We start from the raw sequence: 17,949 nt of genomic DNA on the forward strand, positions 1-17,949 counted from the left end.
TTTTCATTGACACGTCATGAAAAATAAATTAGTATTCTAATCAATCTTTAATTCAAGGAAGCTTACTAATGATGACAACAACTGTCAAAACTACATATGCGTTTTATTTTTGGTTTTTTGGAAATTCATCCAATTAGCCATTATTTAACGTGGCCATGCGGATGGATAAAGCATCTGCGTGTATGGTCATCAGTTGTTTATCGATGATTTAAGCCCCCAGGTGTTTAACGACACGCTGGGGGCTTTTCTTGTTTTCAATTCAATTATCACTGTCATCGAGCCAAAGTTTAGAAAGGATATTTTATATGCAAACACAACAACGAGATCTCACACAACGTTTAAACACCCAGCTACTAGCTATCAAGCCAGATATGATCCACAGCTTTGACCACGAAGTTAGCGACATACCCAACATCATCAAACTAACATTAGGCGAACCGGACTTTAATGTCCCTGAACACGTCAAACAGGCGGCCATTAAGAGCATTGAGGACAATGATTCCCATTACGCGCCAGTTCCTGGGACCGCAAAGTTACGCGAAGCAGCTGCACATTTTTTAGCAGATCGTTATGGGATTCAGTATGATCCGCAAACAGAAATCGTTGCTACCGTTGGCGCAACTGAGGCTATTTCTGACACACTCCGGGCCGTCACGAATCCTGGCGACAAAGTGTTGCTTCCAGGGCCAACCTTTCCCTTATACGAGCCAATCATCAAACTCAACGGTGCCGAAGTTATCCCCATCAACACAGAACCTAACCAATTTGTCCTCACACCCCAGCAACTGCAAGCTGCTATCAATGAATATGGTGATGACATCAAGGCTATCATGCTAAACTTTCCGTCTAACCCAACGGGCGTCACCTATACTGCCAATCAAATAGAAGCCTTAGCGGATGTGCTTCGAGACACCAATATCATTGTGATTTCCGATGAAATTTATTCTGAATTGACATATGGTCAACCTCACGTTTCGTTTGCACACTACCTGCCGGAACAAACATTAGTCTTAAACGGTGTGTCAAAATCACATGCGATGACAGGATACCGTGTTGGTATTCTCGCAGGCCCGGCAGCTTTAATTGGCAGAATCAATTTAATGCATGCCTTTACGGTAACGTCAGCCTCTAATCCAGCTATGGCAGCAGCTGCTGAAGCGTTGGGAACAGAACAGGGCCGTCATGATACCGAGAATATGAAGGCAGAATACAAACAGCGTCGTGATTTCGTATATCACACCATGACAAGGCTGGGTTTTACCATCCCTAAACCGGCAGGCGCATTCTACATCTTCGCGAAAATCCCCGAACGTTTGCACATGACTGATTACGATTTTTGCCTTTCGTTAGCTCAAACCAGTCAAGTGGCTGTCATTCCAGGAACAGCGTTTGGACCCGGCGGCGAAGGCTACCTGCGCCTTAGTTACGCTGCCTCAATGGCAAACTTAAAGACGGCCATGGCCCGTCTCACAACTTATATGGAAACTCACTAAACCTTAAGGATTAAACGGAGGTCACTCACATGACAAAAATCATTATGTATTCAGTCCGACCAGACGAAATGGCAGCTATCAAGGATCACGCGAAACGTGAACACCTTGAAATTCACACAACGACGGATGCCTTATCTGCGTCAACCGTTGACCAGGCTAACGGTTTTGACGGGATTGTTATCCAACAACGCAATCGCATTGACGATGATCGCGTCTACCAACAATTAGCTGACATGGGGCTTAAACAACTGACGTCCCGAACAGCCGGTGTTGACATGATTAACGTGGCAGCGGCCCATAAGGCCGGATTACTTGTTACCAACGTTCCTGCTTACTCACCACGCAGTGTCGCCGAACACGCCCTCATGCAAATTTTCCGTGTATTACGGAAAGCGCCATTGGTTGATGCTCAGGTCCGCGAAAATAACTACTCTTGGGCTGGTTTACAAGCTAAAGAAATTCACTCAGCTACCATCGGCATTATTGGTGCTGGGCGAATTGGCGGTACTTTAGCTAAACTACTGCACGCTCTTGGTGCAACTGTTTTAGCTTATGATGTGGTTGAACGTGAAGCGTTAAAGCCGCTCGTGACCTACGTTGATAAACAAACCCTATTGGCAAAATCCGATGTCGTCAGTTTGCACGTCGACTTGAATCCAACTTCGGAAGGATTAATCGCCGCAAACGATTTTTCCCTTATGAAACCAACAGCAGGCATTGTAAATGCTAGTCGCGGTTCAGTCATCAATACAAATGACTTAATAACCGCTCTTGAAACCCACCAACTTGCGTTTGCCATGCTCGATACAGTAACTGGTGAAGAGAAGATCTTTAATGCCGACCATCGACAAGACGGGCTCGACTCACAACCTAACATTGCCAAGCTGCATGCCATGAATAACGTGATCATCACGCCGCACATCGCCTTTTTCACTAATATTGCAGTCCAGAACATGGTTGATATCTCATTGAACGATGTTCAGAACATTCTTGCTGGTCGACCAACGGAACACAGCGTTGAATAATCAACCTAACCATTAACTAAGGAACCTGCCGATGAAAATACCCGAAGAAACATCTCCTGCACTTTCAGCAACCGACCTAAAGACCACCATCAAACATGAAATGGCTCAATTCAAACCATTTATTCTCGCCATTTTAAACGGCACTAGTCTGGGAATCATCATTGCCCTTATCCCGGCAGCATTAACCTCTCAAATCATCCCATTGTTTGGAACAAACGGCCTTACCCGTAACCTGTTAATGATGGTCACCGTCATTCAAAGCCTATTGCCCGTCATTGCGGCTCTCGCCGTTGGTCACGCCTTTAAATTTGATGTCCTTGATACTGCTGCACTTGGCTTTGCCACGTTTGTATCTGCCGGCATCCTTAAACCTACAAAAACTGGTCTAACAATAGCTGGTACCGGTGCCATTCTTAATGTTTTGCTTGTACTAACCGTTACAGCAAGTTTTATCTTTGTCATTCATAAACATTTGGGGCAACTACGCTTAATCCTGGAGCCAACCTTAGTCGTCCTTATCTGTGGCTCAATTGGCCTGCTTACCTTGCCTGCTATGGTTGGCATTCAAACAATCATCGGACAGCTGGTCTCTACAGCCACAACACTGACGCCAATATTGATGGGTGCCATGTTGGGCATGATTTTTGCACTCCTCATTGTGTCTCCACTCTCGTCTGTTGGCATTGCAACGGCCATTAGTTTGACCGGAATTGGTTCTGGTGCAGCTAACGCTGGCATTATCGTAACCAGCTTCGCTTTAGCAGCCATGGGGGCGTCCGTAAATTCGTTTGGTGGCACAATTGCTCATTTTGTGGGTTCACCAAAAATTCAGATGGCCAATATGCTAGAGCATCCGGTGATGTTCATTCCAATCCTGCTGGGTTCTGGTATCATGGGCGCCTTGGCAGCGATATTGGGCGTCGGTGGAACTGCGTTTTCCGCTGGCTTTGGGCTCTCCGGATTAATTGGACCCTTGACTGCATTGCAAACTACCGCTGGCACAAATGTCGGCCTGCGCGTACTACTGGCATTCATTATCCTGCCAATCATTTTGGCTTTAGTCTTAAAAGTAATCTTCGTAAATCAACTGCATTTGGTCAAACCGGATTACCTGAAATTACCACTCTGATAATGACTTGAAAAACCACATCCGCAAAATGGATGTGGTTTTTCGTAATATAATTTCGCCTATTCACTATCCTAATGCATTTCTTTGACCATGAAACGATCCGTTAAAATTTTAACAACCTTTGTGACTGGCATTGCGTAGTTATGTTTGACCCACCAATGTAACACCATAAATGTTCCGCCTGAATAATAAGAAAGATCATAGTCCTTTAGATAATTTTCACCGTAATAATCATGGACAAACTTGGTAAAATACGCCGTTTGTTTGTTTAAAATTGGGCCATCTAATCCAGCATGCAACAAATTCTTCATAATCATTGGATGCTGGACAAAGTAAGTTAAATAAACAGTCAATAGATCCGCCAAATTTTCATGCTTATGATCCGTGACATCCTGCATAAATTGCGCATATTCTCGTTGAATAAAACTATCTAAAATCATATCTTTACTCGCGTAGTTACGATAGAACGCTGCCCGTGAAACGCCCGCCGCATCAGTAATCTGGGTGATCGATAAATCGTTATACTGGTGCTGACTCATCAATTCAAATAATGCGGTTTCTACCTGTTGTTGTGTACGTAAACTTTTTTTATTCATTAACACCACTTAACTTTCTATATTGAAAAATGTAACCGCTGTCATTATACTAAAGATAGTTACAAATGTAACGATTATTATATTGAAAACTGATTATTTCATTTTAAGAAAGGGTGGCATTTATGTACTATTCAAACGGGAATTACGAAGCATTTGCACGTCCAAAGAAGCCTGCCAACGTTGACCAAAAATCGGCTTATATCGTTGGTTCCGGACTAGCCGCACTGGCAGCAGCATCGTTCTTAGTTCGTGATGGTCAAATGCCTGGCGACCATATTCACGTATTAGAGGAGTTGGCCCTCCCTGGTGGCAGTATGGATGGTATTTGGAATGAACAACGTGGCTACATCATTCGTGGTGGCCGTGAAATGGAGCCTCACTTTGAAACATTGTGGGACTTATTCCGTTCTATTCCTTCTTTAGAGACTAAAGACGCTTCGGTACTTGATGAATTTTACTGGCTAAATAAAGAAGATCCCAGTTACTCAAAGGCTCGTGTCATCGAGAACCGTGGACACCGTTTAGCAAATGACGGTCAACTCACCCTCTCTCAAAAAGCAATTAAAGAATTGATTGACCTTGCGCTCACTCCTGAAGAAAAACTGCAGGATAAACGAATTGATGAAGTCTTTAGTGATGACTTCTTTAATTCCAATTTCTGGCTTTATTGGTCAACGATGTTTGCGTTTGAAAAATGGGCCAGTGCGCTAGAAATGCGTCGATATGTACTCCGCTTCGTTCATCATGTCGACTCCTTATCAACACTTTCCTCATTGCGATTCACGAAGTACAACCAATACGAATCACTGATTTTGCCACTAGTTAGCTATTTAACAAATCACGGCGTTCACTTCCAATACAATACCGTTGTGAACAACATTTTAGTTAACCGCGTCGGCAACGATAAGGTTGCGACAAAGATTGAAATGACAGTTGATGGCAAACCGCAAGATCAGCAATTGACTGAAAATGACCTTATTTTCGTAACCAACGGATCCATCACTGAGAGCACAACCTATGGCGATAACACGCACCCTGCGCCAAAGGAACATAAGCTTGGTGCTAGCTGGCAATTATGGAAAAACTTGGCTGCCCAAGATCCTGATTTCGGTCATCCAGAAAAGTTCTGCGAAAACATTCCCGCTGCAAACTGGACGATGTCCGCTACGCTAACCTTTAAAGATGATAAAATCGTTCCGTTCATTGAACACGTTAGCCAAAAGGACCCTCACAGCGGTTCCATTGTCACAAGCGGACCAGTCACCATCAAAGATTCCAACTGGATTCTGGGGTATTCAATCAGTCGTCAACCACACTTTAAAAAACAAAAGGGCAACGAATTAATCGTCTGGATTTATGGTTTGATTTCAGGCAAACCGGGGAACTACGTCGACAAGAACATGGAAGACTGTAACGGGATCGAGCTGTGTGAGGAATGGCTTTACCACATGGGTGTTCCTGATGACCAAATCGTGGACATCGCCACAAACTCTTGCAATACCGTGCCAACACACATGCCTTACATCACCACTTACTTCATGCCACGTGCACTAGGTGACCGCCCACTTGTTGTGCCTAAGCACTCCAAAAACCTTGCCTTTATCGGCAATTATGCTGAAACGCCTCGTGACACTGTCTTTACTACTGAATATTCCGTAAGAACCGCCATGGAGGCCGTTTACACATTGCTAAACGTCGATCGTGGTGTTCCAGAGGTATTTGGCTCTGCATTCGATGCCCGTGTACTCATGAATGCTTTGTATTATCTAAACGACAAGAAACCATTAGCAGAAATGGACTTGCCATGGAGTCAGAAGGTAATCGCCAAGGAAGCTGTCAAAAAGGTTAAGGGCACTTATATTGAAGAATTAATGAAAGATGCCAAATTACTTTAATCCCTTATCAATAACAAAGTTTTAATCAGATGACTCGTTTCACGTGGAACGAGTCATCTTTTTTAATCCACCTTTTTCGTTTATTAGTGTATAAATGCTAAATTCCACAATGAATGTTCGTATTTTTAAAGATGATCTCACTACTCGATGATGAAAGTTCGGGTTTCACAGAATCGAAATACAATACATATATTTCCGAACTTTTCAAGCCTGAATCCCACTAATTATTCGTGATAGTATGTATAAAGACTAGTTTTCTTTTTCACATTTATAATCGGGGGTTTTCTTATGCAGCAACACCGCACATTCCGAATTAGTTTAGGTTGGCAAATTGGCATCGGGTTAGTTCTAGGAATTGTCCTTGGCGCACTTTTTTATCATTCAAAACCAGCCATTACCGCATTTACCAATATTGGGGCAATGTTTATTGGTCTAATTCAAATGATTGTTCTGCCAATTGTGATTTCCTGCCTTACAGTCGGCATCGCCAACATGGGTGATATTCGTAAACTTGGTCGTATTGGTGGCAAGACATTGCTTTACTTCGCCAGCATGACAACCTTAGCAATCATTTTAGGTCTAATTATTGGTAACATTACCCGAACTGGCAGTCTTATCAACATTCATGACCTGCCAAAAACGGATATCTCCCAGTACGTCAAAACGGCAAAACACGCGTCTGAAGGCGGCATTTGGGCGACTGTACTTAACATTATCCCCACTAATTTCTTTGCCGCTTTAAGCGAAGGCAACATGATGCCAGTAATCTTCTTCTCCGTATTTTTTGGATTAGGCACGGCCGCAATCGGCGAACCCGGCAAGATCATCGTCGATTTTCTCAACGCCGTGGCCGCCGTTATGTTCAAAGTTACAAACTGGATTATGCATCTCGCACCAATCGGCGTTTGTGCCTTAATTGGTGCCACCGTCGCACAAATGGGATTAACTGCGCTGGCCCCGCTCGGATTGTTCATCTTAGTTACTTATCTGACCATGATATTCTTTGTCGTTGTTGTAATGGGGCTAGTTGCTAAAGGATTCGGGATCAACTTGTTCGAGTTACTCAAAGTGATTAAAAACGAAATTATCCTTGCCTTCACCACAGCTAGTTCTGAATCAGCTCTTCCGAAGACAATGGACAAGCTCGAACACTATGGTGTCAGCAAGGGAATTGTCGCCTTTGTTGTTCCAACCGGCTATACCTTTAACTTAGATGGTTCCGCCATTTACCAATCCTTAGCGGCATTATTCCTAGCTCAGGCTTATCATATCAACTTGTCGATTGGCCAACAAATCACCCTGTTAGTGGTTCTAATGATAACTAGCAAGGGAATGGCCGGTGTGCCTGGCGCTTCGTTCGTCGTGCTACTAGCGACAATCTCAACCATCGGTGTTCCCGTGGCCGGGCTAACATTCATTGCAGGAATTGATCGAATTGTCGATATGGGCCGTACAGCCGTAAACGTGGTCGGAAATTCTTTGGCAACTGTTGTAATTAGTAAGTCTGAAAAGGAATTTGACAGCGAAAAGCATACCGACTATATGGCTAAAATTTCGAATTAACGCTAAAAACACATTATAGATGCTACAAACGTTAGGTTACGTGCTGACTAAAAGCGCATAATCTAACGTTTTTTGTTGTGTTTTTTTAGCCATTTTTAATGCTTCATAAGATTGGTGACATTCCCTTTAAAGTAGCGATGTAAGCGGTTAAAGTTCAGGCCGAGAACGTTTTACTAGCTAAAAATAATTTTTCGTGTTAATACTTACGTACTAAATTGTTTCTTGACTAAATTTATCGTGTATAATACCTGTTATTAGTTCCGAAACTAGCAACATCATGTCGTTTGTACGCATTTTTTATTAATTATGCGTTAGAAAGGTACAGGTACAGATTTCTATGCATCGTCACAACTTTAATCCTCAAGTAACTCATAAAGTTCATTTCAAAATGTTCAAATCAAAGCATGGCTGGTTAGTTGCCGGTGTGACGATGCTATCGTTTGCTACTGCCAACCTTGTCGGCATGAGTCAAGCTAGTGCGGACACCACGTCAACACCAAATAATAATCAGCAAATTACTGAAGTCGTTTCAAACACTGGAAAAAGTACAACTCCCTCTTCAGATACCGCCTCACAAGCAACGTCGTCTACGAGTGAAAATTCACAAAATAGTGCGGCGTCTATTAGTTCACAATCAAACGACTCAAACGTAGTTAATCATTCACTCGCAAACACCAGTACTGAAAACAATCAGTTAAGTAAGACTCAAGCGGTTAATGAAATCACGCTTAATAGTCAGGCCGCTTCTGTAGACACTCAAGCAACTAGCTCAGCGGTGGCTCACGGTACTTCTGCGGATGTCACCACAGCCAAGGCAACAAGCGACTCTAGCGAATCCGCAGTTGACACGCCCAGTGCTGAAAGTATGCCCTCTTCTGCACCAGCACAACAGCCAGCGTTTGTTGCGAACGTTTCACAAGCAACTAACCGTGCAATGAACTTGGAATTCGTCAGTGAGGATCCCAAATCTTCAGACGAAACTGCTAACAATGTCACTGTCACTTTTCAGAATGTAGATGGCTCAACGAAACAGGACACCATCACTAAAGGTGGCACCGCTGACGATATGGCGGACCCTATCATGAACGTGCCAAATGATGGTCGTGGCGGTACTGAACAGTTTGACGGCTGGTTCTACAAAACTTCTGATGGCATCAGTGGCACTAAGTTCGACTTTTCACAGCCCGTATTTAACAATGCCACGATTGTGCCCAAGTTTACGCGACTATTTAATGTCAAATTCAACTATCCAAGAAATAACGGAACGGATACTGAAGGCACCGATGCAACCGAAACAGCAGCGGAAAACACGACTATTTCAGCACCAACAAAAGTCCCAGTAGCCAGCAACGGTCAACGTTTTGTCTACTGGTACGATGCAAATACTGATGCAAATAAAATTCATCTGGCAAAAAAAGAAGCACCGGACGCATACGTGTTCGGTGTCGACAAAGTTACCCATGATTTTGAATTAAATGGTTATTTCGCTGATGTTCACACCGTGACTTTTCATACAGACGGTGCCCCCGTTGATCCACAGTTAGTTCCAACCGGATCCTTAGCTAAGCAACCAACTGTCAGCCGTCCCGGCTACAAGTTCATCGGTTGGACAACTAAAAGCACTGGGGTTAACAGTTCAAACTACACTCAACCTGGCAATGCCTTCGACTTTTCAACAATCATCAATAACGATACCGACTTATACGGCGTCTGGGATCCGCAAGAAGTTCATTACAACATTGTGTACTGGATTGAAAAGCTCGACCAAAATGGTCAACCATATGCCACCCCTGATGACAAAACAACGTACGATGTCATTGGCAAAGTGCAAGCTGATGACATGGCACTGACGGACTCAAAGGTCACTTTGACTGGCTATGAACGAAACGAACATTTCAATCAATTAAAAGCAAAAAGTGATCCAACGGCCGCCATTAATTTTGCAACTTTTTACCCAGTCAGCTCGGCCAATAAGTTTGCCCATGTTGACCAAAACGTTCAGATCCTTGGTAACGGTCAAACCAATATCAATGTTTACTATGCCTTGAACTCTTATACGTTTAACTTTGATTTTAAAAGCAATCACTATACTTTAAATAATCAGTCAAACACTCCCATTTATACAGATGATTTATACGTGGTGCAAAACAATAATACAAACACCAAATCATATGTGCTAACAGCAAAATATGGTCAAGACATCTCTGCCGTCTGGCCGATTGTTAACGGGAATGGACAATATTATCCTTATGGCCCAAGATACAGCAATTATAGTTATGATGCTCACTTTGCTGGCTGGACAGGTGGTGCTGCACGTGTTCTGTGGGTCACAAAACGTGTCGCACTAACTCAAGACATGTTAACCAAAGCTACCACTGGCGATGGTTCCGTCATTAATATGACGCCAGAATTTTTAACTGAAGGAAACTATAACCTTTCCGAAACACATTACTATTTACAGTCCATCGTTCAACAACCAACTTCAACAAACATTTTCTACAATAATAAGTACTATGATTTGCTGACAAATTACGAAGATAATTTCATCATGTCTGGAACTCAATTAAGTTCGAAGCAAATCCCGGGAACACCCGTTATCGCACATCAAGCAGCCATCGAGGGAGTTCCTGACGACAATGGCACCGAGATATTTAACCTGTACTACGATCGTCAATCCTACACGTTGTCTTTCGATGATCAAACACCTGGCGACAAAATTAGCACACACAGCTTTCTGTTTGGTGCGTCAATCTCCTCTGCCAACTTCCCAACGCCTTCACGTGCTGGCTATGTCTTCGATGGCTGGTATGTTGATGCCAACGGGACACAACCGTTTACCCAAAATGGGCAACCAGAATTTTCAACAATGCCCGCTCGTAATGTCACGTTATTCGCCAAATGGACTGAGTCAACTTATCACATCCACTACTATGCCGATTACAATGACATGATTAACGGTAAAGAGCTAACTAGTTTGGCACAAGTTTACGCCCAAAATGACGAAGCCAAGACGCCAGCGACCTATAACGCAAGCACGATTGATCCTGACCGTGGCCGCTTTTTAAACTGGAACTACATGGTTGGTAGCTCTGCTGTTGCTCTTAAAAATGGTCTCTTAATTACCCGTGATTACAACGTTTTTGGGTCCTATGACGCTGTGCATTTCAATATTGCTTATCAAGTCGGTAGCGATCATAAATCTCCAGTTTCTGACAACAGTAAATATGGTTTAGGGACTACCATCCGTTTGGCAGATGAACCAGCTAATTGGTCCGCAAATTCTGACGAGGTCTTTCTCGGATGGTCATACACGGATCAAGATGGCAAAAAGCACAACTACTTACCTGGCGACTTCGTCAAAATCGACCATAACTTAGTTAATGTAAGTGCCGCCTCTGCTGATCAAACGTTAACCTTCACCGAACGGTACGCAACCAAAGAATCAACCATCAGCGTTACCTTTGTACCTAACGACCCAGACAATCAAAGTATGCCTAACCAAGTTATTTCGGCTGAAAAGAACAGCACCGTTCGTGCCTTAACACAAAGTTCACTCAATGTTTTCAACTTGCCATTACTCGGTTGGAGTACTTCTGAAACAACCACTGCTACGACTATGCCAAGCCTTAATGACATTGCCACTGGAACCAATAACGTCACATTATATGGACATTGGCTCAAAGTTACCCTCAGTGGTTCAAAAGTCTATGACGGTAAAACGACCGATGACAATCAACTTGATACTCAATATACTGTGACCTTAAACGATGTCAGTGGTAATGCGACCACATTGATGAATAGTGGTTCCTTAACATCAGCAGACTTCACCCGCACAGCAGGTAAAGATGTTGGGACTTATGTGTTGTCACTAAATCAGTTTGGCTTTGATGCCCTCAGACAAGCAAACCCAACGTACGACTTTAGCAATGTTAATCTGAGTGAACTTCCAACTGGCAGTTTCACTATTGTGCCAAAAAAGGTGCGCGTTACACCGAAACCGGGTTCAAAGGTTTATGGTCAATCTGACCCTAGTGATATCTTCAACGTGAATACACCCGAAGCACTGAACGGTGATCCTAACATCGGTATCGTAATTGGCGATGACAATATTTATCAGGTCAAACGAACCTCGAGCGCTGACGGCAAAGATGGCGTTGGCACTTACACAATTTCTGTGTCTGCTGCAGAAAATCCTAATCCAAATTACATCTTGGTGCCTGGTGATTCTGCGACATTTACGATCACGCCACGGCCAATTCTGGTCACAGCAAACAACGCCACGAAAGTATTTGGAAATGATGATTCAACATTTTCAGCAACAAGTAGCGCAATTGGCGGCAACCCGGTTTCTGGCCTTGTAAACAATGATCAATTGAATTACACAGTTTCACGTGAAACAGGAGAAAAACCTGGCAACTACAGAATTTCTGTTACCAATGGCCTTAATTCTAATTACATGGTAACAACTGCTGATGGAACGCTGACAATTACGCCAGTCGTGACAGTATCTTATGTTGACCAGGACGGCAATCAACTGGCGACTGTGCCTGCTAAGACGGTTAATGACCAACAGGTAGGAAATACCATTTCAATTGACCAGCCCACTGTCGTTGGGTACGAACTTGTACCTAGTCAACCAACTAGTTATACGTTAACGGATCAGGGAAACCAGTCGATAACCGTTAAATACCGTCAAAACACGACTGTCACTGCTAATTATTACGTCAACGGTACAACCACTAAAATTGGTGATTCAATTGTCACGAATGGTGCCGCAGGTTTGAATTATCAAACTTCTGCTGCAAACGTTGATGGCTATACGTTAGTAGCCACACCTGATAATGCCCAAGGCATCTACGCCCCAACGGGAAACACTGTTAATTACTATTACACCGTTAATTACACGGCTTTGCCAGTCGACAGTAAGGGTAATAAAATCGCTAACGGACTGCTTGGCACAGGCACACCTGGTCAATCAATTCAGTCTAGCGTTAACCTACCGGCAATTCCGGGTTATGCATTATCAGAAACAATGCCCACTGTTCCTGATACCCCTGGAGTCACCGTTAACGTAGTCTACACACCACTGTCAGAATCGGTGAACGTTAACTATTACCTTAAAGGCACGACTAACAAGATTAAAGATTCGACAATTATAAGTGGTGATTTCAATGCTCAATACGTGGCCCCTACCGCCCAAATTACTGGATACACACTTGATGAAACGCCGGCAAATGCCACTGGAACGTTTGGTACAACAAACAAAGACGTTGATTACTTCTACACGGCCGATACTGAATCCGTGGAGTCTCGCTATCTTGTTCAAGGTACAGAGACTGCACTCACAGATCCAACTATAGTAAAAGGTGCCTTCAACACTCAGTACGCGGCAGCTTCTAAAGATATCGTCGGTTACAAATTAGTTGGGACGCCAGCAAACGCTACTGGCACATTTGGCATTACTAACGCGCCAGTTATTTATGAGTATGCGCCACTTCCTGAATCAATTAGCGTTAATTACTACCTTAAGGGCACTACGAATAAGGTTGCAGCATCAACGATTGTGAATGGTTTCTTTGATGGCAAGTACTCGGCCGTAGCGGCCAAAGTTGACGGTTATAAATTAGCCATTACGCCTGCAAATGCCAACGGCACGTTTGGTACAAATACTGCTGAAGTTAATTACGAATACGTGCCCCTCCAAGAAACAATTAGTGCTAACTATTACATTTTGGGCACAACCGACAAAATCGCTGCTACAAAGATTATGAGTGGTAATTTTAATAGCCAATACACAACAAGTGCCGCACAAATTGACGGTTACACGCTCAGTGAGAGACCAGCAAATGCTACTGGTCTCTTCGCCACGACTAATGATGATGTAAACTACTATTACACCATCGACTATAAAGCAACGCCAACAATCGGATCATCTTCAAGCTCCTATGATGGCGCCTCAATTTCATCCAAGTATGTGCCGACATTGCAGATTCAACCAGTAAGTACGGCATACAACGGCACTGTCCCAAATGTCACATTAGCCGCAGAAGATTACACCTTTACCAATGAATCTGGCCAAAATGTTGACCCAACAGCCGAAAGCAACGTCGGTCGATACGCATGGCAGCTTACTGCCACTGGCATTCAGTATGTACAAAAGCAGCTTGGAACTGCATTTACACAAACTGATTTAACTAATATTTCAGGTCATTATGAAATTACACCAGCTAATCTAATTGTGACCACTACTAACAATACAAAGGTTTTCGGCGAAAAAGACCCACAACTGACTGCTACAATCACTGGAACAATGGGTAGCGACGTGATTACGGTTTCTACCAGTAGAGATGCTGGTGAATCCGTCGGCACTTACAACGTCTCATCGTCAGTAAACGCAGATTCACAAACCTTGCGTAATTACACTATTACCAATACCGACGGAATCTTTACGATTACACCGGCCGTAGCAACTGTATCGATTGTTAAATTTAGCAAAGTTTATGATGGCACTGCCGAATTACCAACAATCCAATTTCAAAGTGAACAAAATCTTCAAATGCCAACAAATTTAAATCGTGACGACTTTGTTATCACAAGTGTTATAAAAGGCAGTTCTGATCTGATTCAGGCTGGGACTTATCAAGTTCAAATTACTGCGTCAGGCCTGAAAAAGATTCAGGATGCCAATAAAGATTACACTATCAGTAGTGTCCATCCAGGTACGTACTTCATTAACAAAAAGAAGCTTTCTCTCAAAGCCACGGATCAACACAAGGTTGTTGGCGATCAAAACTTGGACCTTTCATTCACTGCCGCTGGGCTCATTTCATCAGATTCAGTGAAAGCTCATGTTGAAATTGCATCCAACCCAACTCCCATTCGAAACGGTCATTATGAGCTACTGGTTATTGTTGATAATGAAGACGAGTTAACCAACAATTATGATGTGGCAACCGATCCTGGATCCTTATATGTGTCAGTTAAGCCGGTATCAACTGCAGATATCAAGATTGGCAACACACAGAAAGTTTATGACGGTCAACCAGCAGTGGTTCCGAATAACCTATTCGCATTAACAATGCCAGCCTTCATGCAACAAGCAGCTTTGACTTCTGATGATTTCGATATCAGCCCAATTACAGGCACTACAGATTTGACTGGGGCAGGCACATATACAATTCAATTGAATAAGATTGGCCTCACTAAATTAAAGACACAAAATATCGACTATTCATTTGATGGCGTTACATCTGGTCTTTATACAATCCAAAAAGCTAAAGTGAACGCCGCTGAGTTCAAACCAGTCGTTGCCGATAAAACGTATAATGCTCAGCCCGTCCCATCAGTTTATACAATCAATGTTCCAAACCTCATCAAAATGCCAGCTAGCTTAACTGCAACTGATTTTACAATTTTAGCGTCGACTGCAAACAACCAAGACGTTGGTCAATATTCCGTTTCACTATCTGAAAGCGGATTGGCAAAATTCCGTGAAGCTAATTCTAATTTGGATATTATTGGTGGCCCGGCTGTTGCAACATTCAAGGTCACACCGGCTCCACTAACTGTGACGATGCATCATGCTGAAAAAACGTTTGGTGACCCAGATAGCTATGCCAGCGATGTTGTTGGGTGGTTAGATTCAAACCCTTACGAGCTCGTTTACACGCGTTCTAATATGAACGAAGACAAAGGAACTTACGATGTTAATGTTGCCGTTAAAAACGCTCAAAATTACACGGTAACGACGCTTGGTGCTCCGCTAACCATCAAGTCATACGCTGATCTCAATGTCACTGATATCACGCTGACACAGGGAGATACTTGGAATCCAAGTATGAATTTCGTCAATGCTAAAAACGATCATGGTGTCCCCGTTGACTGGCAAGAATTCATCATGCAAAACGGGATCGTTAAAAACGCAGATAACGTCAACACATTAAAACCTGGCGTTTATACAGTTATTTACATTTTTGGTGATCCTGTCGTGAAAACGGCGACAGTAACCGTTAAGGGACCGGCAACTAATGTCCCCGAATCGGCCAACGAGAGCCAGCGTTCGCAAGCAAGTCAACAAGACAATATTTCCGTGCAGAGTCAGGCTTCCGCAACAAGTCACCAGGAAAACACTTCATCATCGGTTCATGTGTCACAGCTCAGTCAGGCCGTTCAAGAATCGGCAATGGCATCGCGCGTCTCTGAGCAGCAAAACAATAGCAAAACAACACAATCGCTTGTTCAGCAGAAAGCTCAGACGCTTAAGTCACGTGCGGCTACAGATGCTGTGACCAGCAATGTGAATAGTAAAAGTATTTCTGTAAAAGATCCATCCGTCTCAGAAAGCTCTGTCACATCGAAACCCACGTTGGCTAGTAAAGAAAAAACGACCGAACTCCCGCACACTGGCGAACATGCCAATACTGTAGCAGCAGAAGTTGGTTTAGGCTTATTAGGAACGTTGCTAGCACTTGCAGGACTTAAGCGACGCAAACGTGACGAGGATTCAAATGATTAATTAAAGTTTCCTCAGCCGACTTAAAAAGACATTGCCTTCGCGCATGGTATACAACTGCCAGTGCACGGGACAATGTCTTTTTATATGTGTCTTGTTTTAAACGGATTATTTCCCGGGTAATATTCTTTGTTTGGCATTTTCTAGCCGGCGTCAAATATATTCATCCATCTGTACCGTGAGCCAGAATACTGTGGCAAAGCAAACGTTAAACGGATATCCTAAATTAATCAGCCTTGAAAAACGATCGTAATTTGGCCTAAGCAGTAACGCCCCGTTTGACCAGCGCTGGAATCGTCAGCATCACGATAAAACTAAAGATGTACAATCCCGCCAAGCTCCCCATGACAATTGGCAAGGTAAAGTGTTCCATAAGTAGGCCAATTGCCACCGAGGAGAATCCCCCGATTGCACGGCCTACATTCACAATCACATTATTGGCCGTTGAGCGAATCGTGACCGGATAAAGTTCACTGATTACGGCACCATAACCACCAAACATGCCGTTTGAAAAGAATCCAATCAGCGCACCGGCTGGCAGAATTGTCGCTGTCGTTTTAGCTAGTGTGAAGATATAAACCGAAATTGCTGCCCCAATGAGGAAAATGCCAAACGCCCATCGAGGTCCAATGTTATCTAGTACATTACCAAAGACAAACATCCCCATGACCATGCCGGCAATGGTTGCTATCATCCACATGGCGGATCCTGATACCGATACATGAGCCTGCTTTTGCATAATTGAGGGCAACCAGTTCATCAACCCAAAATAACCAGCAATTTGAACCACTGACATCAACATGAGTCCAACCGTTTGGTATGCCCTGCGTGGACTATTGAACAACACCAGTAGGTTAACCGACTGTGTGTTGGCACTTCGTTTAGCCTTTAAAAATGCGGGTGTTTCGTGCACATGACGCCGAATAATGACGGTCAATGCAACTGGAATTAAGCCAAGGAAAAATAATGCGTGCCAGCCCAATGTTGGTAAAATGACGGCTGCCAGAACGGCCGCCAATGCTGCCCCAATTTGACCGCCGATAGCAGCTACCGAAGTCATCCTGCCAATCTTATTGGCGGCAAACCGTTCCGAAATCAGTGCAATACCCACACCGTACTCACCACCAGCGCCAATGCCCGTTAAAAATCGGAATAAATAGATCCAACCAATCGAGTTTGCAAACGCCATAGCCGTGGTCGCAATGGCAAAAATAAAGACCGTGTACGAAAAGATTTTTACCCTTCCGTACCGGTCACCTAATAATCCAAATAGTAAACCACCTGCCAGCATACCCAGGTTAGTCACTGAAGAAATCATTCCTGCCTGACCTGCTGATAGATGTAGTTCTGTGATAATTGAGCTTAATGCAAATGACAAAAACATCACATCCATATTTTCCAACGCAAAACCGGCACTGGTGGATGCAATAGTCCATTTCTGCTGACTGTCTGTATGGATCGCAGAAGCTACTGGTGCTTGATTCATCACAATTACCTCCAAAATGAATGCTCACTGACATTCGTTATTTTTTCTTGTCGCTTATCATGCCACGTCGAAAAATAATTTGCAAGTGGGCGTTTCATATAACCCGTATCACCTAAAAATTCCCCCTTGCACGCCGATGAAAAAAACAGTATCATAGTCTCCAATTAAACAAGCGCCGCTTTAAACCAATCCTGTGAGGTTGGTAAGCTAGCTCAAATTCAATCCGATATTATGGCGAAGTGTATGCCAT

At 43.4% G+C, this 17,949-nt stretch carries 8 protein-coding genes; 6 read left to right on the forward strand and 2 right to left on the reverse strand.

The genetic code is table 11. The features are described from left to right. Positions 1-305 precede the first annotated feature (305 nt). Genes LROSL1_RS13025 through LROSL1_RS13035 form a run of 3 tightly spaced genes read left to right on the forward strand, consistent with a single transcriptional unit; the run spans position 306 to position 3,647 of the window. Positions 306-1,493: an aminotransferase class I/II-fold pyridoxal phosphate-dependent enzyme gene (locus LROSL1_RS13025; protein WP_017262454.1), complete on the forward strand. Its 1,188-nt coding sequence runs from the start codon at positions 306-308 to the stop codon at positions 1,491-1,493. A gap of 29 nt (positions 1,494-1,522) precedes the next feature. Next, positions 1,523-2,518, forward strand: a complete 996-nt coding sequence (locus tag LROSL1_RS13030; RefSeq protein ID WP_178914880.1) for an NAD(P)-dependent oxidoreductase — start codon at positions 1,523-1,525, stop codon at positions 2,516-2,518. Between the two features lie 31 nt (positions 2,519-2,549). Continuing rightward, positions 2,550-3,647: a PTS sugar transporter subunit IIC gene (locus tag LROSL1_RS13035; RefSeq protein WP_178914881.1), complete on the forward strand. Its 1,098-nt coding sequence runs from the start codon at positions 2,550-2,552 to the stop codon at positions 3,645-3,647. Positions 3,648-3,718: 71 nt separating this feature from the next. Here LROSL1_RS13035 and LROSL1_RS13040 read toward each other — a convergent pair whose 3' ends face one another. Further along, on the reverse strand, positions 3,719-4,243 hold the full coding sequence (locus LROSL1_RS13040) for a TetR/AcrR family transcriptional regulator (RefSeq protein WP_178914882.1): 525 nt from the start codon (positions 4,241-4,243) through the stop codon (positions 3,719-3,721). Positions 4,244-4,365: 122 nt separating this feature from the next. Here LROSL1_RS13040 and LROSL1_RS13045 point away from each other — a divergent pair, with 122 nt between their 5' ends. The 3 genes from LROSL1_RS13045 to LROSL1_RS13055 all read left to right on the forward strand — a co-directional run bounded on the left by LROSL1_RS13045 (position 4,366) and on the right by LROSL1_RS13055 (position 16,216). Continuing rightward, positions 4,366-6,138, forward strand: coding sequence for an oleate hydratase (locus tag LROSL1_RS13045; RefSeq protein WP_178914883.1), 1,773 nt, complete (start codon positions 4,366-4,368; stop codon positions 6,136-6,138). Between the two features lie 288 nt (positions 6,139-6,426). Beyond that, the gene (locus tag LROSL1_RS13050) at positions 6,427-7,701 is read left to right on the forward strand and encodes a dicarboxylate/amino acid:cation symporter (protein ID WP_017262451.1); all 1,275 of its coding nucleotides are present in this window, start codon (positions 6,427-6,429) and stop codon (positions 7,699-7,701) included. A 337-nt stretch (positions 7,702-8,038) separates the two neighbouring features. Continuing rightward, complete coding sequence (locus LROSL1_RS13055) at positions 8,039-16,216, forward strand: MBG domain-containing protein (protein ID WP_263863240.1); 8,178 nt, start codon at positions 8,039-8,041, stop codon at positions 16,214-16,216. 256 nt (positions 16,217-16,472) lie between these two features. On the opposite strand, the gene LROSL1_RS13060 is transcribed toward LROSL1_RS13055, so the two are convergent. After that, positions 16,473-17,699 (reverse strand): MFS transporter, encoded by a 1,227-nt coding sequence (locus LROSL1_RS13060; protein WP_178914885.1) that lies wholly within the window; start codon positions 17,697-17,699, stop codon positions 16,473-16,475. Positions 17,700-17,949 lie beyond the last annotated feature (250 nt).

Origin of the sequence: Furfurilactobacillus rossiae, assembly GCF_013394005.1 — a bacterium.
GTDB lineage: Bacteria > Bacillota > Bacilli > Lactobacillales > Lactobacillaceae > Furfurilactobacillus > Furfurilactobacillus rossiae.

Excerpts from the sequence above, each read along its gene's own strand:
- LROSL1_RS13055 (WP_263863240.1), top strand. The coding sequence starts at position 8,039 with ATGCATCGTCACAACTTTAATCCTCAAGTAACTCATAAAGTTCATTTC.
- LROSL1_RS13040 (WP_178914882.1), bottom strand. The coding sequence starts at position 4,243 with ATGAATAAAAAAAGTTTACGTACACAACAACAGGTAGAAACCGCATTA.
- LROSL1_RS13045 (WP_178914883.1), top strand. The coding sequence starts at position 4,366 with ATGTACTATTCAAACGGGAATTACGAAGCATTTGCACGTCCAAAGAAG.
- LROSL1_RS13030 (WP_178914880.1), top strand. The coding sequence starts at position 1,523 with ATGACAAAAATCATTATGTATTCAGTCCGACCAGACGAAATGGCAGCT.
- LROSL1_RS13060 (WP_178914885.1), bottom strand. The coding sequence starts at position 17,699 with ATGAATCAAGCACCAGTAGCTTCTGCGATCCATACAGACAGTCAGCAG.
- LROSL1_RS13025 (WP_017262454.1), top strand. The coding sequence starts at position 306 with ATGCAAACACAACAACGAGATCTCACACAACGTTTAAACACCCAGCTA.
- LROSL1_RS13035 (WP_178914881.1), top strand. The coding sequence starts at position 2,550 with ATGAAAATACCCGAAGAAACATCTCCTGCACTTTCAGCAACCGACCTA.
- LROSL1_RS13050 (WP_017262451.1), top strand. The coding sequence starts at position 6,427 with ATGCAGCAACACCGCACATTCCGAATTAGTTTAGGTTGGCAAATTGGC.